At 39.0% G+C, this 26489-nt stretch carries 31 protein-coding genes and 4 pseudogenes; 6 read left to right on the forward strand and 29 right to left on the reverse strand.

The window, feature by feature from the left end; all coding sequences use genetic code 11:
* Nucleotides 1-4: 4 nt before the first annotated feature.
* From ACWYN3_RS26005 to ACWYN3_RS26020, 4 genes and pseudogenes are all read left to right on the forward strand, one after another.
* A complete protein-coding gene (locus ACWYN3_RS26005) occupies nucleotides 5-724 on the forward strand; it encodes an efflux RND transporter periplasmic adaptor subunit (protein ID WP_456216982.1) in 720 nt (239 codons plus the stop codon).
* Nucleotides 721-1467 (forward strand): ABC transporter ATP-binding protein, encoded by a 747-nt coding sequence (locus ACWYN3_RS26010; RefSeq protein ID WP_456216983.1) that lies wholly within the window; start codon nucleotides 721-723, stop codon nucleotides 1465-1467. Before ACWYN3_RS26005 ends, ACWYN3_RS26010 begins: the two co-directional genes overlap by 4 nt.
* A 9-nt stretch (nucleotides 1468-1476) precedes the next feature.
* Nucleotides 1477-2130 carry an ABC transporter permease gene (locus ACWYN3_RS26015; protein WP_456216984.1) on the forward strand — a complete coding sequence of 218 codons (654 nt, stop codon included), beginning with the start codon at nucleotides 1477-1479 and terminating at the stop codon, nucleotides 2128-2130.
* A 254-nt stretch (nucleotides 2131-2384) separates the two neighbouring features.
* A pseudogene (locus ACWYN3_RS26020) lies at nucleotides 2385-2698 on the forward strand (ABC transporter permease).
* On the opposite strand, the gene moaCB reads toward ACWYN3_RS26020, so the two are convergent.
* From moaCB to ACWYN3_RS26070, 10 genes and pseudogenes are all read right to left on the reverse strand, one after another.
* On the reverse strand, nucleotides 2699-3610 hold the full coding sequence (gene moaCB / locus ACWYN3_RS26025; protein WP_456216985.1) for a bifunctional molybdenum cofactor biosynthesis protein MoaC/MoaB: 912 nt from the start codon (nucleotides 3608-3610) through the stop codon (nucleotides 2699-2701). It lies immediately after the preceding pseudogene.
* Nucleotides 3611-4054 (reverse strand): molybdenum cofactor biosynthesis protein MoaE, encoded by a 444-nt coding sequence (locus ACWYN3_RS26030; RefSeq protein WP_456216986.1) that lies wholly within the window; start codon nucleotides 4052-4054, stop codon nucleotides 3611-3613.
* Between the two features lie 3 nt (nucleotides 4055-4057).
* Nucleotides 4058-5166, reverse strand: a pseudogene (locus ACWYN3_RS26035) (ThiF family adenylyltransferase).
* Between the two features lies 1 nt (nucleotide 5167).
* Entirely contained in the window at nucleotides 5168-5401 is a 234-nt protein-coding gene (locus tag ACWYN3_RS26040; protein WP_456216987.1) for a MoaD/ThiS family protein, read from the reverse strand.
* Between the two features lie 34 nt (nucleotides 5402-5435).
* Nucleotides 5436-6461 (reverse strand): molybdopterin molybdotransferase MoeA, encoded by a 1026-nt coding sequence (locus ACWYN3_RS26045; RefSeq protein ID WP_456216988.1) that lies wholly within the window; start codon nucleotides 6459-6461, stop codon nucleotides 5436-5438.
* Nucleotides 6427-6615: a hypothetical protein gene (locus ACWYN3_RS26050; RefSeq protein ID WP_456216989.1), complete on the reverse strand. Its 189-nt coding sequence runs from the start codon at nucleotides 6613-6615 to the stop codon at nucleotides 6427-6429. Before ACWYN3_RS26050 ends, ACWYN3_RS26045 begins: the two co-directional genes overlap by 35 nt.
* 17 nt (nucleotides 6616-6632) lie before the next feature.
* Complete coding sequence (locus tag ACWYN3_RS26055; RefSeq protein ID WP_456216990.1) at nucleotides 6633-7055, reverse strand: hypothetical protein; 423 nt, start codon at nucleotides 7053-7055, stop codon at nucleotides 6633-6635.
* Nucleotides 6943-7443, reverse strand: a complete 501-nt coding sequence (locus ACWYN3_RS26060) for a radical SAM protein (protein WP_456216991.1) — start codon at nucleotides 7441-7443, stop codon at nucleotides 6943-6945. Before ACWYN3_RS26060 ends, ACWYN3_RS26055 begins: the two co-directional genes overlap by 113 nt.
* Nucleotides 7436-7642, reverse strand: coding sequence for a hypothetical protein (locus ACWYN3_RS26065; protein ID WP_456216992.1), 207 nt, complete (start codon nucleotides 7640-7642; stop codon nucleotides 7436-7438). Before ACWYN3_RS26065 ends, ACWYN3_RS26060 begins: the two co-directional genes overlap by 8 nt.
* A 125-nt stretch (nucleotides 7643-7767) precedes the next feature.
* A complete protein-coding gene (locus ACWYN3_RS26070) occupies nucleotides 7768-7959 on the reverse strand; it encodes a hypothetical protein (protein WP_456216993.1) in 192 nt (63 codons plus the stop codon).
* 266 nt (nucleotides 7960-8225) lie between these two features.
* Here ACWYN3_RS26070 and ACWYN3_RS26075 point away from each other — a divergent pair, with 266 nt between their 5' ends.
* The gene (locus ACWYN3_RS26075) at nucleotides 8226-9524 is read left to right on the forward strand and encodes an aminopeptidase P family N-terminal domain-containing protein (protein ID WP_456216994.1); all 1299 of its coding nucleotides are present in this window, start codon (nucleotides 8226-8228) and stop codon (nucleotides 9522-9524) included.
* Nucleotides 9521-10006 (forward strand): M24 family metallopeptidase C-terminal domain-containing protein, encoded by a 486-nt coding sequence (locus ACWYN3_RS26080; RefSeq protein WP_456216995.1) that lies wholly within the window; start codon nucleotides 9521-9523, stop codon nucleotides 10004-10006. Before ACWYN3_RS26075 ends, ACWYN3_RS26080 begins: the two co-directional genes overlap by 4 nt.
* Before the next feature lie 457 nt (nucleotides 10007-10463).
* On the opposite strand, the gene ACWYN3_RS26085 is transcribed toward ACWYN3_RS26080, so the two are convergent.
* The 19 genes and pseudogenes from ACWYN3_RS26085 to ACWYN3_RS26175 form a co-directional block, all read right to left on the reverse strand.
* Nucleotides 10464-10958 carry a hypothetical protein gene (locus ACWYN3_RS26085; protein ID WP_456216996.1) on the reverse strand — a complete coding sequence of 165 codons (495 nt, stop codon included), beginning with the start codon at nucleotides 10956-10958 and terminating at the stop codon, nucleotides 10464-10466.
* A complete protein-coding gene (locus ACWYN3_RS26090; protein WP_456216997.1) occupies nucleotides 10942-11187 on the reverse strand; it encodes a hypothetical protein in 246 nt (81 codons plus the stop codon). The genes ACWYN3_RS26085 and ACWYN3_RS26090 overlap by 17 nt, the downstream gene beginning before the upstream one ends.
* Before the next feature lie 25 nt (nucleotides 11188-11212).
* A pseudogene (rfbA, locus tag ACWYN3_RS26095) lies at nucleotides 11213-12078 on the reverse strand (glucose-1-phosphate thymidylyltransferase RfbA).
* Between the two features lie 18 nt (nucleotides 12079-12096).
* Nucleotides 12097-12663: a DUF3109 family protein gene (locus ACWYN3_RS26100; RefSeq protein ID WP_354305532.1), complete on the reverse strand. Its 567-nt coding sequence runs from the start codon at nucleotides 12661-12663 to the stop codon at nucleotides 12097-12099.
* Between the two features lie 93 nt (nucleotides 12664-12756).
* Nucleotides 12757-13536 (reverse strand): DUF3108 domain-containing protein, encoded by a 780-nt coding sequence (locus tag ACWYN3_RS26105; protein ID WP_456216998.1) that lies wholly within the window; start codon nucleotides 13534-13536, stop codon nucleotides 12757-12759.
* A gap of 33 nt (nucleotides 13537-13569) precedes the next feature.
* Nucleotides 13570-14016, reverse strand: a complete 447-nt coding sequence (locus tag ACWYN3_RS26110; protein WP_456216999.1) for a DUF2480 family protein — start codon at nucleotides 14014-14016, stop codon at nucleotides 13570-13572.
* Between the two features lie 137 nt (nucleotides 14017-14153).
* Nucleotides 14154-15905 carry a peptidylprolyl isomerase gene (locus ACWYN3_RS26115; RefSeq protein WP_456217000.1) on the reverse strand — a complete coding sequence of 584 codons (1752 nt, stop codon included), beginning with the start codon at nucleotides 15903-15905 and terminating at the stop codon, nucleotides 14154-14156.
* A gap of 82 nt (nucleotides 15906-15987) precedes the next feature.
* On the reverse strand, nucleotides 15988-16251 hold the full coding sequence (locus ACWYN3_RS26120) for a SurA N-terminal domain-containing protein (protein ID WP_456217001.1): 264 nt from the start codon (nucleotides 16249-16251) through the stop codon (nucleotides 15988-15990).
* A gap of 203 nt (nucleotides 16252-16454) precedes the next feature.
* Nucleotides 16455-17972 (reverse strand): TonB-dependent receptor plug domain-containing protein, encoded by a 1518-nt coding sequence (locus ACWYN3_RS26125; RefSeq protein ID WP_456223157.1) that lies wholly within the window; start codon nucleotides 17970-17972, stop codon nucleotides 16455-16457.
* On the reverse strand, nucleotides 17969-18496 hold the full coding sequence (locus tag ACWYN3_RS26130) for a hypothetical protein (protein WP_456217002.1): 528 nt from the start codon (nucleotides 18494-18496) through the stop codon (nucleotides 17969-17971). Before ACWYN3_RS26130 ends, ACWYN3_RS26125 begins: the two co-directional genes overlap by 4 nt.
* On the reverse strand, nucleotides 18493-18609 hold the full coding sequence (locus ACWYN3_RS26135) for a TonB-dependent receptor plug domain-containing protein (RefSeq protein WP_456217003.1): 117 nt from the start codon (nucleotides 18607-18609) through the stop codon (nucleotides 18493-18495). Before ACWYN3_RS26135 ends, ACWYN3_RS26130 begins: the two co-directional genes overlap by 4 nt.
* A complete protein-coding gene (locus ACWYN3_RS26140) occupies nucleotides 18600-19226 on the reverse strand; it encodes a carboxypeptidase-like regulatory domain-containing protein (RefSeq protein WP_456217004.1) in 627 nt (208 codons plus the stop codon). The genes ACWYN3_RS26135 and ACWYN3_RS26140 overlap by 10 nt, the downstream gene beginning before the upstream one ends.
* Nucleotides 19227-19495: 269 nt before the next feature.
* Nucleotides 19496-20038, reverse strand: a complete 543-nt coding sequence (locus ACWYN3_RS26145) for a hypothetical protein (RefSeq protein ID WP_456217005.1) — start codon at nucleotides 20036-20038, stop codon at nucleotides 19496-19498.
* Nucleotides 20039-20075: 37 nt separating this feature from the next.
* Nucleotides 20076-21338 carry a hypothetical protein gene (locus tag ACWYN3_RS26150; RefSeq protein ID WP_456217006.1) on the reverse strand — a complete coding sequence of 421 codons (1263 nt, stop codon included), beginning with the start codon at nucleotides 21336-21338 and terminating at the stop codon, nucleotides 20076-20078.
* Nucleotides 21339-21378: 40 nt separating this feature from the next.
* The gene (locus ACWYN3_RS26155) at nucleotides 21379-21975 is read right to left on the reverse strand and encodes a type III pantothenate kinase (RefSeq protein WP_456217007.1); all 597 of its coding nucleotides are present in this window, start codon (nucleotides 21973-21975) and stop codon (nucleotides 21379-21381) included.
* A 235-nt stretch (nucleotides 21976-22210) separates the two neighbouring features.
* Nucleotides 22211-22942 carry a DUF6427 family protein gene (locus tag ACWYN3_RS26160; protein WP_456217008.1) on the reverse strand — a complete coding sequence of 244 codons (732 nt, stop codon included), beginning with the start codon at nucleotides 22940-22942 and terminating at the stop codon, nucleotides 22211-22213.
* A gap of 281 nt (nucleotides 22943-23223) precedes the next feature.
* Nucleotides 23224-24210 carry a glycosyltransferase family protein gene (locus ACWYN3_RS26165; RefSeq protein ID WP_456217009.1) on the reverse strand — a complete coding sequence of 329 codons (987 nt, stop codon included), beginning with the start codon at nucleotides 24208-24210 and terminating at the stop codon, nucleotides 23224-23226.
* Nucleotides 24211-24238: 28 nt separating this feature from the next.
* Nucleotides 24239-25091 (reverse strand): annotated as a pseudogene (locus ACWYN3_RS26170) (UDP-2,3-diacylglucosamine diphosphatase).
* 432 nt (nucleotides 25092-25523) lie between these two features.
* Complete coding sequence (locus tag ACWYN3_RS26175; RefSeq protein ID WP_456217010.1) at nucleotides 25524-26474, reverse strand: YfhO family protein; 951 nt, start codon at nucleotides 26472-26474, stop codon at nucleotides 25524-25526.
* Nucleotides 26475-26489 lie beyond the last annotated feature (15 nt).

Raw genomic sequence — 26489 nt, forward strand, 5'->3', positions numbered from 1 at the left:
GGTTGTGTTAGGCCGAAGTGTTAATATAGGACAGACTCTGCAAGCCAGCTTTAATACGCCTACAATTTTCACAATTGCGAAGGATATCACAAAAATGCAGGTACAGGCAAAAGTAGATGAGGCAGACATAGGCAATGTAGTAAAAGGGCTCAGAGCTACTTTTACAGTAGATGCTTTTATTGATGATACATTTAATGGGACAGTCAGAGAAGTAAGGCTACAACCTTCTATTTCGGCAAATGTGGTAACTTACTCCACCTTAATTGACGCACCCAATGATGATAAAAAACTAAAACCGGGGATGACAGCCAACATCGTCATTTACACGAAAGAGGTTAATGATGCCTCATTAATTTCAGTGCAGGCCTTAAAATTCAATCCAGACTCCGCACTGAAAAAGCAATATGAGATTATACCTGCTCCGGAAAAAAGAAAAGGTGGGAGAATGGGCACTCAAAGAAATCCAAAATCAGGTTCTTCAAATACAACTGTAAAGTCTGAAACAGTAACAACCCCGGATAGTTATGTCTGGATCTTACAGGATAATAAACTCATCCAGAAAAAGATCCAGACTGGCCTGAATGATAATACCCATGTTCAGGTACTGGGAGGTTTAAACGGGAATGAAGTGATTGTAACTGGTACGGAATCTGTTGCCGCAGCAAATTCGGCAGCGGTAAAAAGTCCGTTTATGCCACAGAGACCAGGAGGAAGAAAACGATGAGCAACAAAATTCTTGAAATCCTGAACGTAAAACGTGAGTTTACTATGGGTACTGAAATTGTAAGAGCATTGAAAGGAGTCTCATTTGAGGTCAATGCAGGAGAATTTGTGACCATTATGGGAAGCAGCGGATCTGGAAAAACTACATTATTAAATATGCTGGGTTGCCTGGATAAACCCACCGATGGCATTTATATGCTTGACAAAGTTAATGTGAAGGAACTTTCAAGAGATGAACTGGCAAAGCTGAGAAATACAAAAATCGGTTTTGTTTTCCAGGCTTATAATTTATTGCCCCGGACTTCGGCATTGGAAAATGTAGAATTACCGCTGTTGTATAACCCTTCTATTGGCACAAAAGAAAGGAAAGAGAGAGCGATTGCCGCACTTCAGGCCGTAAAGCTGGATGGGAGATTCGATCATACACCAAACCAGTTATCTGGTGGACAGCAGCAGCGTGTGGCTATTGCAAGAGCTTTAGTGAACGAACCGGTGATGATCCTCGCAGACGAGGCAACAGGAAACCTGGACACCCGTACTTCTTATGAAATCATGTCACTCATGCAGGATCTGAATCAAAACGGCAAAACAATCGTATTTGTCACTCACGAACCTGATATCGCCGGGTTTAGCAGCAGAACTATAATGTTAAGGGACGGAAAAGTTCAAAAAGATTCTATGAACGCTAACCACCGCTCGGCAAAAGAAGCACTGGCTTCACTTCCGGAAGCTGACGATTATTAATTTATCATTATGAAACTCATCAATCTCATCAGACTAGCCATCAGAGCCCTGCAACGCAACAAATTACGTGCTTTGCTCACTATGCTGGGTATTATTATAGGAGTAGCCTCCGTGATTACCATGATGTCCATCGGCGAAGGCTCAAAAGAAAGTATTAATGCTTCTTTAGCAAGTATGGGATCTAATATGATTACGATTACACCTTACAGCAACGAACCCGGGGGAGCAAGATTAGGAGGAAGCAGCTTTAAAACTTTAACGATTAAAGATGTAGATGCTATGCGGGAAAATGCTCCGGACATTGCCACAATTTCGCCCCTGGCTTCTTCAAGCGGACAAGCGATCAATGGCGCAAGCAACTGGCCAACAACTATTCAGGGAGTAAGTCCGGATTATATGGAGATCAGGAAACTGGTTATCAAAGAGGGAATTCTGTTTTCTGAGCAGGATGTAAGAGCTTCCGCCAAAGTCTGTTTGCTTGGAAAAACCGTAGTTGACAATCTTTTTCCTAATGGAGAAAATCCGATAGGAAAAATCATCCGTTTCGGAAAGATACCTTTTCAGGTAATTGGGGTACTTGTTCCCAAAGGATACAGCAATTTCGGACAGGATCAGGATGATCTGATTATCGCCCCATATACCACTATTCAAAAAAAAGAATAACATCGTCTATCTATTTTGGGAGTATCTATGCTTCTGCTATTAACGAAGGTGCTTCGGATGCAGCGGTGACAGAAGTAAGTGCCATTTTAAGAGAAACACACCGTTTAAGACAAAATCAGGATAACGATTTCCAGGTTAGAACACAGGCAGAGCTGATGACCATGATGAACTCTACCAGTAGTATGATGACAGCCCTTTTAACAGCGGTAGCAAGTATTTCATTAGTAATCGGGGGAATTGGGATTATGAACATTATGTATGTTTCAGTAACAGAAAGGACAAGAGAGATAGGTTTGAGAATGTCTATTGGTGCAAAGGTGTGGATATTCTTCTCCAATTTCTGATCGAAGCCGTGATGATCAGTATTACAGGTGGAGTAATCGGTGTGGTGATTGGTGTCTCAGCAGCCATCATTGTGCCTAAAATGCTAAACTGGCCTACGGTAATCTCAGAATTCTCCATTGTAATATCATTCCTTGTCTGCGCAGTAACAGGAATCTTCTTTGGCTATTATCCAGCCCTGAAAGCTTCCCGTCTGGACCCTATTGAAGCACTTCGCTACGAATAACTATTCGTGATTTGCTCCTTTTTGAACCTTGAACACGTGTAATACGGCAGGAAAAAGTGCATCCATACTTTCTTCTGCCCCGCTTACTGAACCTGGCAAAGTAATTACCAGTGTAGATTTGATAAAGCCTGCTACTCCTCTGGAAAGCATCGCATATGGCATTCGTTCCTGTCCATATTTCCTTACATTTTCCATCATTCCCGGAATCTCTCTTTCCAACAGCGGACTTATCGCCTCAGGTGTGACATCTCTCGGAGATAAACCCGTACCGCCAGTAAAAATTAACAAATCAAAATCCTGTTCAACCAGATCCCTTACTTTTTGCTGTATCAGTTTAAAATCATCTGGAATAATATCATAATGATTAGTTTCTACTTTATACAACTCTAGTTTCTGAATAATCGCTTTACCCGATTTATCTTGTTTTTCGCCTTTACTAATCGTATCAGAACAAACAATCACACCACACTTCAAACTTTCCTGATCCGCCAGTTTATATTGGCTTTTCCCTCCTGATTTATGTTCGAGACGGATATTTTCAATTTCTATTCCTTTGTCAATAGGTTTCAGCATATCATAAATGGTTAGCGCCGTTACCGAGGCACCGTGCATAGCTTCTACTTCCACGCCGGTCTTATAAATGGTATGCACTTCTACACGGATGATGATATACATCCCTTCAATTTCGTGCGTAATTGCTGTATATTCTATAGGCAGCGGATGACAATCAGGAATAACATCGCTTGTTTTTTTAACTGCAAACAGCCCCGCAGCTCTTGAGAACTCAAAAACATCTCCTTTAGGAACTTTTTTTGCAAGAACGGCCTCAATAGTCTGCATACTTGAAACTTTTAGCTTCGCGGTAGCAACTGCTTTTCTAAGTGTGTTTGATTTATGTGTGATATCTACCATTTATTTATTTTCCTTCCATTGATGAGACGCATTAGTCAAAATCTCTTTTCCCCAAACCGGCAATTCTGCCTTAATCCGCTCCACCAGTTCATCACAAGCCTCCATTGCAGCTTTACGATGAGCAGAGGAGCAAAATACAAACAGACAAACCTCACCTGCTGGCACCAGACCTAAACTGTGATGTACATGTAAACAGGTCAGCGGATATTTTTCAAAAAGAGCTTCCCTGATCAAATCCATTTGAGCCAATGCCATTTCTTCATAAGCAGTGTAATTAATTCCCACCACCTTTTCTTCGCCAATCTGATCTGCACGTACCTGGCCTAAAAAAATACTATGTGCACCTATAGCCGTATTGCTTTGATGATTTTGAATACTTTCCGCAATAAACCGAGCTGAAATTGCACCGTTGGTAAATATATTTTTAGACTTCTTTTTTTCCATCTTTTAAAAATTCAAACGCAAAACACCGCCTTTGAGACTATAGAATTCTTTCTCAGGATAAGCTTCGAGCAATAATTCTCCGGCAATCACACTTCTGATGCCCGAATGACAAAACAGGATAACCTTATTTCCCTGAATCAGTGGAATTTCCTTTCTTAATCCCGATAAAGGCAAACTGATATAGCTGAATCCTGATGCAGCCGGCAATTCCCCCGGTTCACGTACATCAATGATGGTAAAATCCTCTTCGTATATGGCTTCGTTAAATTCTCCGGGACTCATTTCCCTGACCTCTCCGGTAACCTGTTTAATTCCGCAAAACCAATTGTAATCCATTTCTGCAAATGCCTCAGGGCTAGCTGGTAAATCTGACTCTGTTAATCCAGCAGGCGATAACCTGATTTTATAGGTTTGGCAGGTATAGAGATTATAGATCATCATTTGATTAATCAATGGCTCTCCCAATCCAGAAATGAGTTTGATTGCTTCGTTTGCCTGCATTGTGCCAATGATACCAGGCAATACCCCCAGTACACCTGCTTCCGAGCAGTTTAACACTTCTCCAGGCTGCGGAGCAGCCGGAAATATATCTCTGTAATTTACTTTCACACCATCGGCACCGGCCACATTAAAAACTGACACCTGCCCTTCTGATTCGGACAATGCACCATAAATTAATGGTTTGTTTAATAATACACAAGCATCATTAATCATATACCGGGTAGGGAAGTTATCAGATCCATCGATTATAATATCAAATTCATTCAGGATTGATATAGCATTCTGATTACTCAATTGTACCGCATAAGGTATGATTGTGATTTCAGGATTGAATTTTTTTAATCTTTCTGCTGCACAGGCAGCCTTTGAAAGCCCCACATCTGCAAACTATATAATATTTGTCTATGTAAGTTACTTAGTTCAACGACATCATGGTCTACAATACCCAACGTACCTATACCAGCAGCAGCCAGATATTGCAAAACAGGACAACCAAGTCCACCTGCACCAATCACCAGAACCTTTGCATTAAAGAGTCTTTCCTGACCGCTAAGGCCAAAATCTTTAAGTAATATTTGCCGCTGATAACGTGCCTCTCCTTTTATGTTCATTTTAACCTCCCGAAAATGGTGGCATTAAAGCAACAGTCATCCCGTCTGCTAAATGCTTATTACCGTGAATTATCAATTGATCTACAGCCACCTGGTATTTAACCTGTTTTAACGCAGGAAATTGTTCCTCCAGACGGTTGCGAATCATATCCGTATCTGTTGCGTCCTCTATCAAAAGATGCGCATTGCCCAAAAGTTCAGCGAGCCGTCCAAATAATAAAACTTCTATCCTCATTTATTAAATTGTCTATTATGGAAGAAGATAAATCTTAAATCTTCAATTTGCTGCCTGCCAAAAAATCCGTTTCTTCCTCGCCCAGTTCAATCATACAGTTTGCCTGTGCAAAAGAACTCATTCTAAAAGATTCCTGAGCATTTAGCGGTGTAACATTTCCATTTTCAAAATGTGCCTTTAAAAAATGTGTCAGCCCTGCAGCTTTTTTATAGTTATGGGTTAAAACTGCTTCCGTTGTCTGTAGTCCGCCAGATTGATCTTTTTCAACACCGCTCATCCATTTCAGTGCAGGTAATACATATTGATAAAAACAGCTCAATACTGACGATGGGTTTCCTGGTAAACCAAAGACTATCTTATTTTCTTTCCGGCCAAAATACAAAGGTTTCCCCGGTTTCTGTTTCACCTTGTGAAAAACCTGTGTAATTCCATTCAATTCTGCTGCTTTGGTCACAAAATCATAATCACCAACACTTACTCCGCCAGTCAGTAAAACCACCTCGTTATTTTGAAGCGCTTCCTTTAAAACGGCTGTAAGTTCATCTAAATTATCATCTGCTGCATACAACTTAATTTTTGTGATTTGTGCCAGTTGTAAAGCGGCACCTAAAGAATAAGAATTAGATTCATAAACCTGACCAAAAGCCAGGCTATTTCCCGGTTGCTGCAATTCCTTACCCGTGATAATAACAGCAACCGAAGGGCATTGATAAATTTCTACCTCAGTTTCTCCAATTCCAGCCAGAAAACCTATCGCTGCAGGCGTTAACCGACAACCTTTTGCAATGGCTAATGAAGCTTTTTTCACTTCAGCGCCTTTATTTCTTACATTCAATCCTTTTGTTAACCGGTCATCCAGAATAGTTAAAATCCCATCTGTAAACCTAACCTTTTCCTGCATTACAACCGTATCAGCACCTATTGGTAAGGGTGCACCCGTAAATATACGTACAGCCTGTCCCGGCATAAGCGTGTATTGTGTTTCGGCCCCTGCCTGCATTTCGCCATTAACCGCTAAAGCCTGGTTACGTTCCTCGAAACGGATCGCAAACCATCCCATCCATAGAAGATTGTTCAAAAGCAGGAATATCTGTTTTAGCATAGATATCCTTACTCAGCGTATATCCTGCAGCAGCAGTTAAAGGCACAACCTGAACGGGCAATGGCCTGATGTTTTCTTGTATTAATGATTTAGCCTTATTTACAGAGATCATAGGGGCAGGTTAACGTATTAACCACCAATAGTGATCATACTTCTATTATGAATAGTATCAGGTTCTATATTTTCAAATAACCCAGAGAACTGACCACCCAGTGCTTCAGCTTTGTTTCCTATACATTCATGTATTAAAGGTAACACATCTTCACCTCTTCTTAATGGCGAGAGCAGATCGGTTTCAGTCACCGAAAAAAGACAGTTTTTCAGCTTACCGTCAGCTGTTAAACGCATCCGGTTACAAGTACTGCAAAAAGGCGCTGTCATTGTGCTTATAATTGCAAATGTCCCCGAATGTCCTGCAATCTGATAATGTTTAGCCGTATCATTCTGATTCTGACCAGCTTCTAATGATGAAAAAAGTATATTTTGTTTGCACCCTGGCAAGAATTTCTTCGAGTGATACCACTTTATTACTAGTCCAGCGATTTCCAGCAAAAGGCATGAATTCAATAAACCTGATTTCTACAGGTACGTCTTTTGTCCAGTCAATAAAATCCAGAATTTCATTATCATTGAATTCCTTCATCATCACTACATTAATCTTAACTTTGATATGATGTTTCAATAAAAGGTCAATATTATCTCTGACCTGCTGAAAAAGATCTCTTCTGGTGATGATCCGGAATTTGTCGGCATCCAAAGTATCCAGACTGATGTTAATGCTTTTAATTTTCGCTTCGAGCAACACATCAATAAAGTCGTGTAACCTGGCACCATTGGTCGTAAAAGAAAGGTCTGCTGGTAATTTTGAAAGAGATAAGATGATTTGCGCCGCATCTTTACGAACTAAAGGTTCTCCCCCGGTCAGACGGATTTTATTCACTCCTTCTGCTACAAATTTTCGCAAGCGCCTCAATTTCTGTAGCCTGCATCAGTTTTGAAGCTTGTGTGAATTCATAGTCCTCTTCTGGCATACAATAAAAGCAGCGGAGGTTACAGTTATCTGTAAGTGATATCCGCAGATAATTATGTACCCGGTCAAAAGAATCCTTTATCATTTTAGCTTCTTGCATTTCCCCCATCTTTATGCTTAAGTAAAGATAGTTCATTGAAATAACTTTCACCAAAAAAATACCCGTTATCAAAGGAAAGGGTATCAGGATTCACAGCATTGAAAAGCTATATATTGAAGGATATGAGGATTTTATTACATGCGGTAGCGCAATGATACTGATCTTCCTAAAGCCTGAGCAAGATCAGGTTCGATAGTAAATTCACTTTCCTGCTGCATCCAGACCTGATTAACGTTTTTCAATAAAGTTACCGGTTGCCCGTTTAAAATTATCTTCAATTCGGTAGTTTCTTTATTTATTGCAGCACCATTTATAATTTCGTACACATAATCTGTGTCTCTCTCTATACGTTATACGCATTTTCAATCCCATATTCTTCTCCTCGACCCCAAAGATAAATTAAAACTCCTATAACAGCGTGTTTTTGTTGTTATTGATAAAGAAACTATTTAAAATACATCCGACGACCCGTTTAAACCCATTTTTCACACCAACTATTTGTTCCTGATCAATAACCAAACCTCCTTTGTCCGGAGCGTGTAAATAAATTAGCTAAATTTGGACATCAAATTCTATACACTAACATTTGCATATGACATATCAGGATAAACTGCGCGAAATACGTAAACAAATGAAGGCCGATAATGTACAGGCCTATATTATTCCATCTGCTGACCCTCATATCAGCGAATATTTGCCAAAACATTATAAATGCATTCCATTTACTTCTGGCTTTACCGGTTCTGCCGGGACTTTAGTGATTACACACGATTTTGCTGGTTTATGGACTGATTTCAGATATTTTGAACAAGGGCCTGCCCAATTACAAAACAGTGGTTTTGAATTAGTGAAACAAAAAGTTCAGCATGCACCGGAATATATACAATGGTTAAATGAAAAACTGGATAAAGGTGCGGTAGTTGCTACTAATGAAAAACTGCTTTCGGTATTACTGGGTGATTTATTAACACAACAGTTATCTGTAAGGGATATTCAATTAGTAAGTAAGGATTACCTGAGTCCAATCTGGGAAAACCGTCCGCCATTACCCGTTGACCCCGCGTTTCTAATCGCTGATGAACATGCCGGACAATCAGTAAGCAGTAAACTTACAGAAGTGAGAGCTGCACTAAAAAAAAAACATCAGGCAGATCATCACCTCATCTCCTCTCTCGACGATATCGCCTGGTTATTTAATCTCAGAGGTAAAGATGTAAACTTCAACCCCGTAGTATTAGCCTTTGCACTGATTAATCAGGATCATGCTACTTTATTTATTAACCCGGGTAAATTAACAGAAACGGAAAAGCAGGCCTTACTAAAAAGTGGTGTTGAAGTTCTTCTTCCTTATGAAGAGATAGCGCGCGCATTAACTCAGCTTCCGGCAAACAGCTCCATATTTATTGACCCTAAGCGTAACTGTTATGCTTACGCTAAACTGGTACCATCATCGGTCAGGATAGTTAAAGAAACTAATCCTTCTACTAACCTGAAAGCAGTCAAAAACGAAACGGAGCTCAAAAACACCCGAGAAGCAATGCTTAAAGATGGTGTTGCGATCACCAGATTTTTAAAGTGGGTGGAAGAAACAATCGGAAAAATCAGGATTACAGAACTTTCCGCTGCTGCACAGTTACGTGAATACAGAGCAGAACAAGAAGGTTTTATCGGAGACAGCTTTACAACGATTAGTGCTTACAGAGCACATGGAGCATTACCGCATTATTCAGCTTCTGCTGATAGTGATTCAGAAGTAATTCCCGAAAGTCTGTTCTTAGTAGATTCAGGAGGTCAGTATTTTTACGGAACAACTGATATTACCCGTACTATACAAAGGGCATTACTACCGAACAGGAAGAAACTGATTATACTCTCGTACTTAAAGGAATGATCGATGGCTGTAAGGCAAAGTTCCCTAAAGGCACCTGCGGATACCAGATTGATGCAATCACCAGGAAACCACTATGGGACTATACAATCAATTATGGACACGGTACAGGTCATGGTGTTGGTTATTTTCTTAATGTACATGAAGGCCCACAGGTATTCAATCCAACCAATACGCCGGTAGCTATAGAACTGGGTATGATTACATCTATTGAACCAGGCGTATACCGTCCGGGAAGACATGGTATCCGTATTGAGAATCTTGTTCAGACGATTGCTATTGAAACGAATGAGTTTAACGAATTCTATGGTTTTGAGACGCTGACTATTGCACCGATCAGTACAACTATTGTGAAAAAAGAATTATTAGATCAATCACAAATTAACTGGCTGAACAGTTACAATGCAGAGGTCTTTGAAAAACTTAGCCCAAGGTTGACTCAGGAAGAAAGTGACTGGCTGAAAGAGGCTACAAAAGCTATATAATAAAACCCTATATTAGGTATATGTATAAATTTTTGAAAAGTAATATTAACATTTTTTTGAAAGGCTGCTTGTTTTTTACAGTATTACAGGTGCTCTCCATGTTGTTCAATTATTATGTACTCGGTGAGACAATTAAACTTTCCTTAGTATTAATCTCAGGATATGCCGGCATCATAATCTTTGCGGCTCTTTTATACACCTTTGTGATGAAAAGAAAACAAGACAGACAAACGACCTGAAATAAAAAGCGTTGCTTCCTTTTAAAAGGAGGCAACGCTCATATATAATTGAAAGATATTTATTCCTTAAGACTGCTGCCAGCTATAAGCTGCTCCCACAAGAGCCGCATCTTCCCACATTACACTTTGTTTTAAAGCCACGTGTTTATCTTTAAGATGCTTCTGTACTTCCGGAATAAAATAGTCCCATGACTTAGCGATATTTCCACCAATAACAATTACATCAGGCTTCTCTCTTCGTCGATAAAATCATTAAGAAATGCAGCAAGGTTCTGGCCAAATTCTTCAAAGATCAGATCTTTGATTTCCTGTTTGTCAGAAGCTAACAGAGATTCTACATTTTTAATCTCTTCGCCAGTTAACTCTTTAAATCTTTTAGAGAACCATCTGGTTGAAATATACTCTTCAGCTATACTATCCTTAAACGGAATAAATGCACGGTCTGAATCAACAGTTTTACCCTGACAATTACTTGCAGACCCCAGCCCCGTACCTAAGGTAATTCCTAGCGCCCGTTTCTCTCCAGCAACTGCTCCAGAGGCCAATTCACCATGCAAAAACGATTCAGCATCATTTCGAAAAAGAATGTGACTAGTAGGGATACTCAATTTTTCAGCTAGAATTTCCAATACATTAAGCCCGTATAGAGAATCATACTTCTTGGTTCCTTTCATTAAAGAAATACCTTTTTCATAATCAAAAGGTCCTGGCATAGCAATACCAATATAAGTAGTTTTCCTCTCCCTGGTTTTCAATCAGCGGCATCAAAGCATCAACCCAGGACTTAATAATCACATCTGCACCTTCCATAGAAGCTACACGTTCTCTGATAAGTGAACTCTTTATTACTTTCAAATCAGCAGCATCTACATGTGCTGCTGTGATATGAGAGCCTCCAATATCCACCCCTATATAGGGTAGCTTAGGCGAATTATAATTCATGTTTCTGGTTAAGATTGTTTTAAATTTATTTGATCATTTTTAACAAATAGGAACCGTACCCACTTTTAACAAGCGGAGTAGCGATTTTACGTAGTTGTTCACTATCAATATAGCCCATCCGGTAAGCGATTTCTTCAATACATCCTATTTTAAGCCCCTGACGTTCTTCAATAACCTGGACAAACTGTCCGGCCTGCATCAATGAAGCAAAAGTTCCTGTATCTAACCATGCGGTTCCACGGCTCAAAACACCAACTTTTAATTTACCCTGCTCGAGATAGACTTTGTTGTTGACATCAGTAATTTCATATTCACCTCTAGGAGAGGGTTTAATATTTTTAGCAATCTCAACGACACTATTGTCATAAAAATACAGCCCTGGAACTGCATAATCAGATTTTGGCGCTACAGGTTTTTCTTCAATAGATATTGCATTTTTATGTTCATCAAATTCAACAACGCCGTAACGCTCCGGATCTGACACGCGATAAGATAAAAAACAACACCCCCATCAGGATCAGAACTAGCTTGTAAAAGCTTAGCCATTCCATCTCCATAGAAGATATTATCTCCTAATACAAGAGCAACTTTATCTGTTCCTATAAAATCTGCACCAATGACAAAAGCCTGTGCCAGACCGTTTGGCTCATGCTGAACAGCATAAGAAAACTTACAGCCCAAACTACTTCCATCACCTAAAAGCTTCTCAAAATTCGGAAGGTCATGTGGGGTAGAAATAATTAGTATTTCGTTAATTCCGGCCAGCATTAATATTGACAACGGATAATAGATCATTGGTTTTATAAAAACAGGCATCATTTGTTTACTCATAACAAGAGTTAGGGGATGCAGCCTTGTGCCGCTCCCACCTGCTAGAATTATTCCTTTCAAGATTTTATGTTTTAAAGGTTATAGATTTGAAGATACACTATTTTCTAATTCCTCATACCAGTCAGCACCATATTTTCTGATCAGTGGTCCTTTCAAAAAGGTATAGACAGGTACTTTAAGTTCTCTTCCAAATGCACAGGCGTCAGAGCAAATATGCCATCTGTCATAATTAAGCACATCAAATTCAGGGTATTGGGTAATACGTATCGGATATAAATGACAAGAGATTGGTTTTTGCCAATCTACAATTCCCTGTTCGTGTGCCTTCTCAATAGCACATTTAGTAATCCCATTTTCAAAAGTTACATAGGCACATTCTTTGTTGCCATCCACACATGGAGTGGTCAGGTCACCGTCTGCATCTACAACAGAAGTTCCATACTCCTCAATCGCTGCAATCCCTTTTGGGGCAAGCATATGTTTGATTTTAGGATAAATTTCTGCAAGAATAGCCGTTTCAGCTACCTCAAGCGGTGCTCCCGCATCTCCCTCAACACAACATATACCTTTACACTTATTCAGGTTACACACAAAGTTCTCACGTATAACATCTTCGTGAATAAGGGTATTTTGTATTTCTATCATTTTCATCAGAATATATTTGCTTTTCAGCGGTTATGAAGCTATCATGATTTTATGTTCATTTCGTTGTGTAATTTAAAAAATCATGATGGTTTTTTAGTTTTCTTTAGCCAGCGGATATTTCAATCCATCAGCTGATTTAATTTCCATGGTGACTGCACCCACTATAATCTCTACCTGAGCCTTTACAGGCACCCTGTTACCATCATCTGTAATCCAAAGATATAAAGCGCTATCTTTTCTAAAGATCCTTCCAGGATCAATGGACGGACTGAATTTCACACAACGTATATTTCCAAGCTTACTTTTTACAACTTCTTTTCCAACATATTTAATTTCCAGCTGATGAATACCATCCCCCAGAAAGTAGTTCAGTTTAAACTTCTCTCCTATCTTGAGTCTGGAAATATCAAGGCTCCTCGCAAAATAATAAGCCGAGACCAAGTCAAAAGTCTGGTTTGTCGGAGCAGTAAAAGTTCCTTTATTAGAGACTACTTTCTTTGTTTCCTGCGTAAACCTAGCTTTGTCTTTTCTTTTATAGCTTGCTTCTCTAACATCCTCCTGATAAAAATAAGGGGTCAGCGTAGTCTTGTCTATATAAGAATCATAATGATCCCTGATTTTATAAAATATATCAAAGGTCCCTGATGTTTTCGCATCAACTACCAGTTTATAGGTTTCCTTATCATCAAATTTCAAGTCTGAGTTCATTACTTTAATTGTAGCTTCTGCTGCTGTAATAAAGCCGTACTTCAATTTATAGGATAAAACTTCACCCGCTTGAAAAACGGGTTCTTTTTTTAAAGGCAAATCCTGAGCAGCTTTGGTACTAACTACGGTAATCAAAAACAAAAACAGTAAAAATAATTTCCTCATACCTGATCTAAAACAAAAACTCATCCAAAAAACTTAATCCTTTCGTTTAAAGATAGGAACTGTAGAGCAAGGCTCACCATACATAATACTTTTAACCACCGGGGTTAACAAAGATGTGATCTCCACATAGGCTGCTATCGGAACATCAATATCCGCACATCCTTTAACTACAACACGTGCATCTTTATAATCCGACAGGTCAACCTTAGCCAATGCTTTACTGAACAAAACAGCTTCTAAGGTTTCCAGACTTCCAAAAACTACTTCATTTGCATAAGGCTTTAATTTATTAGCCAGCAGCATATATGCCCAGGTTGGAACAATCGCATCAGCACTGCAGATTACTGCTATATTTTTACCAGTATAAGATGACCAGTCATGTGCTTTAATGAACTCTCTGAAATCCTTTTCTCTTAACATTAAACCATGAAAAAGATTATCCTTGATATCGTAGTAGACTCTCTCTCTCTCCTTTATCATAATAGAGTTCCAGATTAAAAGTAACTAAACCACTGGCAGCAACCTTATTGACTATATTTCCCTGAATATCCATTTGCGTCTAAAATAAAAAAACCGGAAGTGATATACTTCCGGTTTCAAAATTACGCAAAATAAGATTAATAGAATTTCACTCTATTGTCTTTTATGTCACTTTTATCTTGTAATGCCTGGAATGCTGCTCCTAATGACTTCTGAGCAACTGCCTGACGCATCATTTCTTTTTGTTTATAAGTATTTCCAATTGGAGCAGGGTTACTGAATCCATTAACAGTGAATACATATACGCCATGTTCACCGTCAACTGGTTTAGATACTTTACCCGGTGCTGAACCAAATACATTACCAATCAGTTTATTTTCCTGTGCTGCACCCGGAACAATCGGATTTGAGAATACGATGTTTGTAACCGGTGTAACGGCTTTCCCAACTTTCTGAGCCACTTGCGCAGGGTTAGCAGCACCTTTAGCTGCATTGCTTAATTTTTCCGCCAGCATCTTAGCTTTAACAGCATTGATCACCATTGGTTCAATATCCTTTTTAACAGATTCAAGAGGTAAAATACCTTTTGCTTTGATATCAGTAACATGGGCTACTACAAAAGCGTTATCCATTTGATAAACTTCTGTTAACACATCTCCTTTTTTAGCTGCAAAACCATCACGGATTAATTGACGCGGATTATCTAATCCTGGTGCATAACCCTGGCTTCCTGTAATTCTATCAGCGATAGCTACAGTATAACCTAGTTTCTTAGCTTCTGCACTAAAGTTATCTCCTTTAGCAACATTCAGGAAGTTCGAAGCTTTTTTATAAGCCTGATCTTTAGTTTTGCTGCTCGGTGTAAGGTTTTTCTCAATGTAAGCCAGCTTCGCAACTTTAGAAGAACCGATTTGTTTTTCGATTTTAATTAAGTGTACACCAAATTGCGAACGTATTACCTTAAGATCACCAACCTGACCATTAAATGCTGCATTCTCAAATTCAGGAACCATTTGTCCTCTTGAGAAAACAGGCAATTCACCACCTTTATCTTTCGATCCGTCTACACTGTACATTTTAGCCAATGCAGCGAAGCTACCACCTTTTTGAACAAGAGTTCTTAAAGAGTCAGCAAATTTTTCAGCTTTATCAACGCCGCCCATTTTGGTTGCATCTAAAAGAATATGACTTGCTTTAACAGAATCCGGAGAAAAACGTGTATCGATAACTTTTACCAGCTTGTAAGAGTTTCCAGTGAACACAGGTCCGTAAAAACTTCCTGCAGGTAAAGCGAATACTGCTGAATCAATTTTAGGATCTAATTTACCTTTGTTGATATAAGCATATGGAACTTTAACATCAGAGTTAACTGCTGCAAATAAGGAATCACTTTTCGAAGCTTTGAAATCCGAAGCTAATTTCTCTACCTGGTTTTTAACCGCAGCAGAATCTTCTTTAGTTGGATTAACACTGAATGAAACATATTCGAATGAACGTGTCTCAGCAGGGTTGTCAAATCTTTTCTTGTTGTTATTGTAATAATCAGCGTAATCTGATTCAGCAGGCTTAACTGATGCATCAGGAATACTTGCGTAATCCAGGCTCACATAGTTGAAGCTGGCCAGTTTATTTCTGTTTTGATACTCGTCGTTAGCTTCGATTGAAGTTACGTAAACAGAGTTCTTAATCAGGTTACCATATTTCTGTTGTAAAGCTTGTTTTTCAACTTCGGCTTCCAGCAAATCCCATTGTTGTTTCAACTGTGGGTTTGTTGCCTGTTGTTTCAACGAATTGATTACCGCAGCACGGTCAACCTGACCAGTTTGAGGATTACCAAAATATTGAACGATCAGCGGGCTGGGATTTTTACCCTGGTACAAATCGAACAATTCTTCACTGGAGATACCTAAACCTAAACGGTGATATTCTTTAGCCAGTAATAAAGTAGCTAACTCACCATTCCATGCATTGTCAAACAGCCATAGCCGTCATTTGAGGATTAGCACTACCACCGTACTGCTGTTTGAATTGTTGTAAATTCTGATCTACTTTAGGACCAAATTCATCGATGTTGATGTCCTCACCATCCACTGACCCAACAACCTTTTGAGATGCTGCCCAGAAAGGCTTTCCTACGTTAATTGCATCACCGACTAAAAATGCAACAATTGCAAAACCGATGGCGCCCACTAAGATAATGCCCATGCGATTCCGCAAAAAAGTCATAAAACCCATAATATCTATTATTTATATTTTTTAAAGAGGGCGCAAGATACAACTTTTGCTAAAAAAAGAAAACAATTTAATGTTTTTGAATAGAGCCCACTTTAAATTTGATTTAATATTTTATTTATAGCAGATAAAACAAGCAAAAAAACCACACAGAAGGAAAGCAGACCGGTGTGGGTTTTTACTGTTTTAACTAAGAAACTATAGGGTTAAACCCACACGAACAAAGAAACGTCTTCCATACTGCCCATTTGCACCGCATCAAAGGGTCCGGCAGGTTCATTATTATAAGCAAATCCTTTTGCACCTTTTATATAGCCCAGATCAGGATGAACATTAAAAACATTATCAGAACCTATGGTAACACGTGCAATTTTACTCGGTTTAAAAGAAAAATAAACGTCACTCACTACTTTTCCGGCATAATTGTACAGATCCGGTATCGGGCCAGACCCATTATCAGCCGGTACTGTAGGATAAATACTTGATCCATCGCCATATCCATAGATATCAACTTTACCAAAGTAAGTAAAACGTGTTCCCACTGTAAAATCCTTATGACCAAACTCAGGATTCAAAGAGAACTTGGCAGACGGAGCCGAAGCTAAGATAAACTTCTTCTCTCTTGAACTTAAGAAAGTCTCCTGCAACTGCTCCGTTTTGCCCAAAATAGGCGGATAATTGATCTTATCGATAGTCATATGCTGAAAATTACCAGTAAACAACATCCTATACCGGTTATCACCGATAGTTTTATTGTAATCCAGTACCACATCCAAACCACGATTAGTCGTATTCACAGCGTTTGCAAAAAACTGTGCAGAACCCACATGAAGTGCTTTCAGGGCATTAGTAAAGGATGGATCTAATGAGGTATCATCCGCGCTGAACTGACCAGACAACACCACGCGGTCTGTAACCTTAATAATATAACCATCAACCGTAATGCTAAATTCAGGAACAGGCTTAAACGTAAAACCTAAGCCCGCATTCTTAGACTTCTCCTGTTTAAGGCTGGCAATACCAGCAGCCTGGGTTATCTGGCTGTGATTAGGAGCGATTTTAACCTCAGAAATAATAGCTCCCTGTACATTGGTAAACGTAGAACTATAATTAATCTGCTGTAGTGATGGCGCACGGAACCCTGTACCAACCGACCCGCGGATATTAAAATTGTCAGTCACCTTGTAACGGGTAGCAAACTTCGTACTAAAATTATAGCCAAAATCACTGTAATGTAATGTTCCAGGCAGGCGATTAGCAAAATCAATCAGCCATTTTTTCGTGATATCTACCTCAAAATCAACGAAACCACCAAACACAGAACGATTTGCATTTGCTACATCTCCAGGCTGAAAACCAGGAAACCCTTGTGAACCGGCAGCCTTTACACCATTGGGATCATAATTTTTATAAGAAGCTTCCTCTCCTGAAAAAATCTTATAACGTTCATAACGGTACTCAGCACCAAAACCAAGGTTAAACCCTTGTAGCACTTTATCAAAATGTTTACTAAAATTCAGATTACTTGTATTCTGCAAAAATGCAGATCCACCATCATCAAAACGCGTCTGATCTGCACCCAGAGAAGCGTTAAATGTCTTTTCTCCATAGAAATGGAAGTTATTATTACCTGTATTATTGCTGAAATCCCAGGTCCAGGCATCACCAAAGCTCCCTTTCAGACCAGCAGCAAAAGCCAGGTCACTGTTATGCGTCTGAATCAGTGGGTTATAATAAGAATCCCCGTTTGGCGTATAAAAAAAATCACCCCATCCACAGGAATCATAGCTCCCGTAGCAGTGGTTGGAAAACGATCCGGTCTTGCCAGAAAATTCCTCGAAAAGGCATAAGCATCAGAAGCCTTATAGCTATAGCCGCCAAAACTGTAAAAAGTAGTCTTACTGCTCACCGGAATCTCGTTATTGAAAAAGATAGTCCCATTTTCAGACGAACCATCACCATTAGCACGTCTTGCCGTATTTACAGGCAATGCTTTAGGATTTGCTGTGGCCGTATCATGTACCTGTCTGTAGGTCTTTCCACTTTTAGAATAATCGGCAGTGATATTCAAAAACCCTTCTTTACCTATCTTAAACCCATAGTTAGCATCCACATTGACCGCATTTCCATCAATAGCCCCACCATGCGGATATTGATTGGCGACAATACTCTTTCCACTATTAAACGCGGGATCATAGTAGCCTGAGTATCCAGCATTAATATTAAACTGGTTTACACTTTTCTTCAAAACAATATTAATTTTACTCCGGCAATCGCATCAGACCCGTATTGAGCAGATGCACCATCCCGTAGTATTTCGACCCGATCAATCGAAGCCGTAGGTATAGAGCTTAGATCCACACCAGAATCCCCCTGCCCCTTGTTCCAAAAACCGAGACAAAAGCTGTTGAGTGCCTCCGTTTACCATTAACCAGAACCAATGTCTGATCTGGCCCTAAGCCCCTCAAAGTACCCAGTTCAACATGATCTGCCCCATCAGAGCCAGACTGTTTATTATAATTAAACGAAGGAGCTGCATAATTTAAAATATCTGTAAGTTCCATACGGCCAGTAGTAGCTGCCGATTTACTCACATTAACAATATCAACCGGAACTGCTGTTTCCAGTTTTACCCGGCCAGCAGAGCGCGTACCAATCAGCACCACCTCATTTAACTGCGCGGTATTACTTTCCAGTGTAACATCAATTTTCGTATTCGTTCCAACAGTCATTGTAACTGAGGTATAACCTGTATAGCTGAAGATCAGCTGATCTGCCGGGCCCGCCTGAATAGCGAAAGCCCCGTTTTGATTTGTACTCGTACTTAAAGTTCCTCCTTTAATCCTTATGGATACCCCGGCAATGGTTTCTTTGCTGGCTCCATCGGTAACGGTTCCACTAATCGTTTTCTTTTGTGCAATTGCCATTCCTGTACTAAGGAACAGCAACACAACAATTGCTAATAAATGTTTTTTCATAGGTCCTGGTTGATATGTTTTGGTTTAGGTATTAATAATATTACATTCAATATACAATATTATTTGACTAAACAATTAGCCAATAACCAACTAACAAAAAGACTTTTCTTAAATCAACCAATAAACATCTATCCACCAACAAATAAACAATTAGCCACCAGCCAATAAACGTCCGCAGAAGGGTAGGTAACGGCAATAAAAAAGGTTAAGGTGTATTCAGACATCAGTTCCATCAAATGGAACGTAGTCTGAATACACCTTAACCTTTTTTATTGTGCTAAATCCCCTTTAAGGTAAGTCTCACCAGATCCCTGCTCAAAAGCAACCGAACTAAAATCTTCTGGTGCAGTAAAGTTAACCGCGTTTAAAACAGTTCCATCGGGTTTTGTAACTACTCCTTTGGGAGAAAAATACATTTTCTTTTGCTCATTCCAGGTTAGCTCCTCCGTATTAAAAGTCAGCTCATCCCGGACTACAACTACATTTTTTCTGAAAATAGTAACCCGTTCTGTCTCTTTTCTAATGGCATAATCAGAAGTAATTGTACCTATAATTTTTTGTTGGGAATCGAAGAAGGTAATTTTTATCCCTTTTGGCATTTCCTGATATTTAGTACCAGAAGATGGGTTTACCTGATCAAGTATTGGTGCAAATCCTTTAGCCTTAACAACCGCAGAATCACTGAAAATGATTTCTACTTTTGAAGACCTGTCCTTACTAAGGATAAGTTTTTTAGAAGAAATAGTAGCCGCTTTTTTTAAGTCATCCTCATTGCAAGAGCTTAGCTTAAAAAAAAAAGCGGAATAAAGCACAGTATAACTATACGTGATAATATACCGGCAGAGTTCATTAATCGAATTTAAATCTTTTGAACCATGTATCATTAAGCGTAAAGCCTAAATGAAAGCTAACAAAGTTTTCCTGAAGAGACCCGGTTTGCATGGTGCCTCTGCGGCCAATTTCAGTCGTGAAATTCATTTTGTAGAATGTTCCCCTGGTTTGTGCATTTGCCAGCGGCAGACCAAGACCAAAAGATACAGCCATTTGTTTCACATCCTTATCAGAAATATTAATATATGTTTTATCGTAACTAAAGCCTAAGCGATAATCAACTCTTTTGAAATAGCTATTGATAGAAGTAATATCCGGTGTAATCTGACCACCTACAGATACTCCCTGACTGTTTTGTAATCCTTGATTTTCACCATTAATTGAGTATGAAGACCATTTTCCCGTTCTGAAATCTGCTCCAATCAACCATTTGTTATCTTTTTGAAGTGCAATTCCGAAGTTATGGATCAAAGGAAGTTTCAAACTAGACTTCCCGCTTGCAATAGAGTCTACAGTTTCGACAGTCACATTACTCTCTCCAGAAGCGCCATCATATAAGTACTTGCTTGCCAGGAAAGTTCTTGTTGAATTGATTGAAGACGGCGATGAACCTGAATAACCAAAAGTCAGCAACGTTTTTGAATCTAAACGAATATCATATTGCGCTCCATAAGAAAAGCTGATTCCGCCAACGCTGTTTTTGTTTTGAAGACGGGTAGCAAAAGCTGCCGGGTCATTCACAAACTCTACACCTCTACTTTCCATCAGGTTACCGAAAAGATATTCAACGTTAGCACCTATTCTGAAATGTTCACCGAAACGGTAACCATACCCAAAATAAGCTTTCGTTAAACCACCTTCACCAGAATAAACGTTATTCACATCAGAAGTTGAAGGGTTTCCTGGCGTACCAGTAATGGTTTGTTTGTTAGAAAAATTATATCCAAGCTCTGAATAAGGAAGGATACCAAAACTCAATGCAGAGTGCTGATTTATCGGAAAAGCAAGAGCAAGGTGACTCAATGTACCATTGAAACTATTTTCAGTAGCACCATTCTTCTTTAAATTGGTAAAAGTACCGGCAATACCCACGTCAATGGTAGTCGAAGTGATCCCTGCATAAGATGCGGGATTCTGCATATTGATATTGTTATATCCCGTAGGCTTATTAACAGCCGTAGAAATACCACCCATCGCCCTGAACTGAGGAAGTAAAACTCCTTTGAGATTTCCGATCCCATACTTTGAGTATGGTGATTGAGTCGTAACCTGTGCGTTCACAGAAATGCTGGCTAGCAGAACTAAAACTGCAGTTATATAGTTAATTTTTTTGTACATATTCAAATGCAATGACTTCATTTAATCCTTTTAATACTAAATAGGGATCGTTTATAATTTGAGGTGCAAAGATGCTGTTTTTTAATTGTTCCAGCAAAAAAGTAGCATCCCCTCCAGTTATAACTACCTTCAGTTCTTTATTATTCTTAGCATTGAAAGCTATAAAACCTTCAACTTCGTTGATTACACCCTGTAAAACCCCATTTATTATCGCCGTCTCTGTATCTGTACCTGATGGAATATTTTCTAATTCCCTGTCCCATTTCACTAATGGCAGCTTACCAGTATAGTGATTTAAGGCGCTGAACCTCATATTTAACCCCAAACTTATACTGCCTCCATAATAAGCTCCCTCATTATTCAACAAATCATAGGTAATGCAGGTTCCTGCATCTATAACCAAACAATTTTGTTGGGGATATGCGTGATGAACAGCGATTATTTTAGCCCACCTGTCCTGCCCAAGAGTGGATACTGTTTTATAATAATTGTTAATACCAGTATTCAAATTGGTAGAAAATGGCAGATAATTAGTTCTGGCCTTTAAAACAGCTATTAACGAGGGATCAGCCTTCTTCACACTGGAAACAGTGGAGTTTGCTATTTTATATTCTCTTCTATTAATGCTATTAGCACCTGCTGATCAAAATGCTCATGGATTTGAAAAAACACCAGTACCTTATCGTTAAAAACAGCTATTTTACTGTTAGTATTGCCGATATCTATAACAAGATTATGCATTTACCGATCCACACTTCATGATACAAAGCTATTAATCTTTACCAAGTTTCAAGCCGGTAAATTGTTAAAAAAAGTTAAACAAACAAAAAGAACTGAATGGTCAGAACCAAAATGAGGAACAAACTTTCATAAAACCAGCGTTTTGTTGCGTTCGAAAAATAGTACGCCAATAAAACTGCTCCAGGCGGCACACACAGTAAAAAATGATACAGCTTAAAGTTGGATTTTGTATAAACACTTAAAATAGCTATCAAAAACATAAAGAACAGCATCTGAAAGGCCTTTCTTGTACTGATAAAACTTCTGAAGAAATTTTCGCGCAGTTGTATCGTTGCCAAAACCATCGTTATTCCTACCGGAACCAGCACCAGGTAATCATTATTATACCTGATTTTAAACATCGAAGGAAACTTATTTTTCAAAGGAAGCCAGATTTTATAGAACATCCCTAAATTATCATTCCAGTAGTAGAAAACCGCCAGAAAGAAAATAATGGATAGAAAACCTACCAGTCCTGAAACCCATTCTCTCCAGTTAAATGACCTGTATAACAGTAAACTCAACCAGATCAGCAATAGCATCATCACAAAAGGAAAATAGATCAGCGTACCTACGGCAATAAATATCCCGATATCGAACATGATCATAATCGCATTGGGAGATTTACCAATTTTCAGCAGTTTATCCATAATCAGGATTAACATAAAATTACAGATCAGTACAGGGCTTAAAATCAGAAACGGGCCAAATAAACTAGCCCCTGTAATAAAAAGCAAAGCAGGTAAAAAACTAGGTTTAGACAGCAAAGCATGATTATTAACAATTCTGTTGAAAATAATAGCCTGTATAAAAATCAATAAACCCGCAATCAGGATTTGCTCGTCACCGAAAAATTATCCCCAATAGGAATCTGGATTAAAAACTTAGTATAGGGCTCCAGAAATTCAAAATTCAACCTGACAGGTGGATTAATTAAGATAGAGATCCGCATAAAAAAAGTATATGCGAACAGCAAAAGCAGGTTGATAGGGTTTAATGTTTTGAATTGATTGATCATGCCATAAATAGAATGGCAAAGTAAAGAAATTTATCTGGCATAAGTCTTTACAACTTTCGCAATCACGTCCGCTGTTTCATCTGGAAAATTAAATTGATGTTCCTGAGGCTGAAGTACCCATTTTTGGATTACTGGCAACCAGTTCTTATTAGATCCCCAGATTACAGGTAAACCCATCTCCTGTAAAGCATAAGCATTGCATTGTTGTTCATACTGGAATTTCATTGGGACAACCAATAATTTTTTCCCTAAAAACAAAGCTTCTGCCGGCCCTTCAAAACCACCACCGGTAAATAATCCTGCTGAACTGGCCAGACTGGCATTAAATTGCTCGTTATTGACCGGACGAACATTGACATTTCCGTCAGTAAACTCTGTCCTGGTATGTTTAGAGAACACTTCCCATTTAACATGAGGAATTTGCTTTAAAATAGGCACAAGCATCTTATCATCTATTGCCGGCAGATATACCGTATAGTGCCCAAGATTACTTGTTTGAAGATTTCTGATTTCAGAACGGATAACCGGGGTATGAATAAAATCATCGTACTCTTTGAAATGGAAACCCACATAATGCGTGGATGGTGCATAGTATTTCATCACTAATTGCGCCCAGTCTATACTTTTAGGCTTAGGGACTTTCTTTGATTGAAAAGAAGCCTGATGACTCAACCCTACACTTTCTACACCTTTTAATTTACATGCCCAGGCAGTAACAGGTTCAAAATCATTTAAAATGAGATCGTAATTCTTTAATGGAAGATTACGCATATCCTTAACAAATCGTGGAAGATTCATTGATTTCCAGGTTTCGTAATGATCTACCCCACCCTTTTTTCCAAAAATAAAACTAAAACCATGAAGCTGATAAGCCACTTGCTGACTTAATTTGACATCAGCCTGTGTACCGCTGATCAGCAGTTCGACATCACCGTGCTGTTGTAATAAGGGCACGATTTCACGTGCACGGCTGATATGGCCGTTTCCTGTACCCTGAATAGCATAAAGTATCTTCATCCTTGCCGAATATCTGTAATTTTATTTGCTAGACAATTTCTAATTTTATCTTTTGCAGCAACATATTGATATCCAGCTTACTATGTAAATCTTCACTATCGGATAAAATCCCTTCTTCTACCTCGTCTGTTTGAAAGTCTTTAGCATCATATTTAAAGATCGTCCAGTTTTCCTCATTATATTCCAGCGCAGTCAGGTTTTCTACCCAATCCCCACTGTTTAAATACAGAACCTGCCCGTCTTCGGTAGTTACAGTTCGCATTTCGGGTTGATGAATATGCCCGCATACGACGTAGGCGTAGCCATTTTTTTGCTGCCAGTTCCGCAGCAGTATCTTCAAATTTATTGATAAACTTAACTGCATCTTTAAACTGCGCCTTAACTTTTTTAGAAAAGCTCATTTTTTCTCTGCCGAATAGTTTTAAGCCCCAGTTTACAAAACTGTTAATCAGGATTAAGCTGTCATATCCTACGGCTCCCAGCTTGGCAAGCCATTTAGAATGCTGCATAGTCACATCAAAAATGTCACCGTGGAAAAACCACGCTTTTTTTCCATCAAGCTCCAAAACCAGTTTATTCTGAATATGGAAAGTACCTAAATGCATGTCCGCAAATTTACGCAGCAGCTCATCGTGGTTACCAGTTAAATAGTATACAGGTACACCCTCTACAACGAATTTCATCAGTTTCCTGACTACTTTCATGTGTGTTTCAGGCCAGTATCTTTTACTAAACTGCCATATATCAATGATATCTCCATTAAGGATCAGCATTTTAGGCTTGATACTTTTTAAATATTTAAGAAGTTCTTTTGCATGACAGCCGTAAGTGCCCAGATGGACATCAGAAATCACTACAATATCAACTTCCCGTTTACACATCGTCTTCATCAATGGTTAGATCATAAGGACTGAAAAAGAATGCTACAAGAGCGATAACACAGACAACCGTAATTACTTCTTGCATATCTTTCAGTTTATATACACAAATGTGCAAAACTCAGGTTAACAATGTGTTAAGTGAACATTATGGTATAACTACTTGCATTTAAACCGATAACCAGATAAGTAAGACACCTACCACTCAGGTAAAAGAGGCAATATTGCAGCTTTATTGTGACTGTGTTGTCGCTGGTCCTGTAACGGGTTTGAAGCGGGTCTGATACGGGTCGAGGCGTTTCAGACCCAGCCAGTATACAGCCCGTTTATAATTCATTTATAGGATTAAACACCTTGCTTCCCCTAACAAAGTGCAACAAAAAAGGGTTGCTGCATCATGCAACAACCCTTATCATATTATTATTTAATCAGGCTTTAACTAACCTTCTTTGTCTTTTTCTGATCACTATAAACAGCAAATCCCAAACCTAACATTAGCAGAATTGAACCTGCCAGAGAGATTTTCTCTCCCGTATAGTAAGAAGCAGGGTGGAAAATGAAGTCAATTTTGTGGTTTCCAGCAGGAAGCTGTGCAGCACGTAATGTATAATCAGCTCTAAAATATGGCTTCTCTACATCATCAACATACATTTTCCAGCCTTTATCGTAATAAATTTCAGAGAATACAGCAATCACATCTCTTGGGGCACTATAAGAATAGACCATATGATCAGGATGATAACTATCTAATTTTATCATCGCTGTCGGGCCACCTAAACCTGCCTTAGCGGTATCAATTAAGTGCTTATACTTAATATCTACAATTGCTTCTTTTTTAGGATCAAAACTGCTGATCGCTTTCATTTCCTCGTCAGAATTCTTCACAAACTGCACCTGCTCTACAATCCAGGCATTACCAGCCGCTGTTTCGTTACGCTGCATTTTGTATGAGCCCGTCTGCGGATCCTGTGTAATGATATATTTAGTGTTGAACATATCCAGCACATCATGGTTTACGCTTTTAGTAAACTGATGATCTACCAGCTCCTGAATACGTTTTAATCTTGCAGAGTGTGCTCCACCAACTGTTTTATGGAAATAAGAAGCATCAGCACTGGTAAAAGTAGGTATAGATGTATCAAATACCCTGAAATCAGGATCTTTATCAGCCAGAATGAAAGTATCTACATCCCTTGGCTGATAATGGTTAGTCAGTGAAGAGGCAGGCACAAAATTATCGTTATTTAAATAACGACGGTCAATCTGCCACATATCAATCAGTGTGAAGAAAGCCAGTAACCCAAAAGCGTACTCTGCTTTCATCTTTTTAGTGATGAATGCCCATGTTAACCCAAAGCCTATAGCGATAAAGATTAGCGTTCTCAAAGCATCAGCTCTTGC

This window comes from Pedobacter sp. NJ-S-72 (genome assembly GCF_053890575.1).

What these genes read in the sequence shown, in the direction of transcription:
- ACWYN3_RS26010 (WP_456216983.1), top strand. Translation starts at nt 721, where the DNA reads ATGAGCAACAAAATTCTTGAAATCCTGAACGTAAAACGTGAGTTTACT.
- ACWYN3_RS26015 (WP_456216984.1), top strand. Translation starts at nt 1,477, where the DNA reads ATGAAACTCATCAATCTCATCAGACTAGCCATCAGAGCCCTGCAACGC.
- moaCB (WP_456216985.1), bottom strand. Translation starts at nt 3,610, where the DNA reads ATGGTAGATATCACACATAAATCAAACACACTTAGAAAAGCAGTTGCT.
- ACWYN3_RS26030 (WP_456216986.1), bottom strand. Translation starts at nt 4,054, where the DNA reads ATGGAAAAAAAGAAGTCTAAAAATATATTTACCAACGGTGCAATTTCA.
- ACWYN3_RS26040 (WP_456216987.1), bottom strand. Translation starts at nt 5,401, where the DNA reads ATGAGGATAGAAGTTTTATTATTTGGACGGCTCGCTGAACTTTTGGGC.
- ACWYN3_RS26045 (WP_456216988.1), bottom strand. Translation starts at nt 6,461, where the DNA reads ATGGGATGGTTTGCGATCCGTTTCGAGGAACGTAACCAGGCTTTAGCG.
- ACWYN3_RS26050 (WP_456216989.1), bottom strand. Translation starts at nt 6,615, where the DNA reads ATGATCTCTGTAAATAAGGCTAAATCATTAATACAAGAAAACATCAGG.
- ACWYN3_RS26065 (WP_456216992.1), bottom strand. Translation starts at nt 7,642, where the DNA reads ATGGGGGAAATGCAAGAAGCTAAAATGATAAAGGATTCTTTTGACCGG.
- ACWYN3_RS26075 (WP_456216994.1), top strand. Translation starts at nt 8,226, where the DNA reads ATGACATATCAGGATAAACTGCGCGAAATACGTAAACAAATGAAGGCC.
- ACWYN3_RS26080 (WP_456216995.1), top strand. Translation starts at nt 9,521, where the DNA reads ATGATCGATGGCTGTAAGGCAAAGTTCCCTAAAGGCACCTGCGGATAC.
- ACWYN3_RS26085 (WP_456216996.1), bottom strand. Translation starts at nt 10,958, where the DNA reads ATGCCAGGACCTTTTGATTATGAAAAAGGTATTTCTTTAATGAAAGGA.
- ACWYN3_RS26090 (WP_456216997.1), bottom strand. Translation starts at nt 11,187, where the DNA reads ATGAATTATAATTCGCCTAAGCTACCCTATATAGGGGTGGATATTGGA.
- ACWYN3_RS26100 (WP_354305532.1), bottom strand. Translation starts at nt 12,663, where the DNA reads ATGATAGAAATACAAAATACCCTTATTCACGAAGATGTTATACGTGAG.
- ACWYN3_RS26105 (WP_456216998.1), bottom strand. Translation starts at nt 13,536, where the DNA reads ATGAGGAAATTATTTTTACTGTTTTTGTTTTTGATTACCGTAGTTAGT.
- ACWYN3_RS26110 (WP_456216999.1), bottom strand. Translation starts at nt 14,016, where the DNA reads ATGATAAAGGAGAGAGAGAGAGTCTACTACGATATCAAGGATAATCTT.
- ACWYN3_RS26120 (WP_456217001.1), bottom strand. Translation starts at nt 16,251, where the DNA reads ATGGGTTTTATGACTTTTTTGCGGAATCGCATGGGCATTATCTTAGTG.
- ACWYN3_RS26140 (WP_456217004.1), bottom strand. Translation starts at nt 19,226, where the DNA reads ATGAAAAAACATTTATTAGCAATTGTTGTGTTGCTGTTCCTTAGTACA.
- ACWYN3_RS26165 (WP_456217009.1), bottom strand. Translation starts at nt 24,210, where the DNA reads ATGAAGATACTTTATGCTATTCAGGGTACAGGAAACGGCCATATCAGC.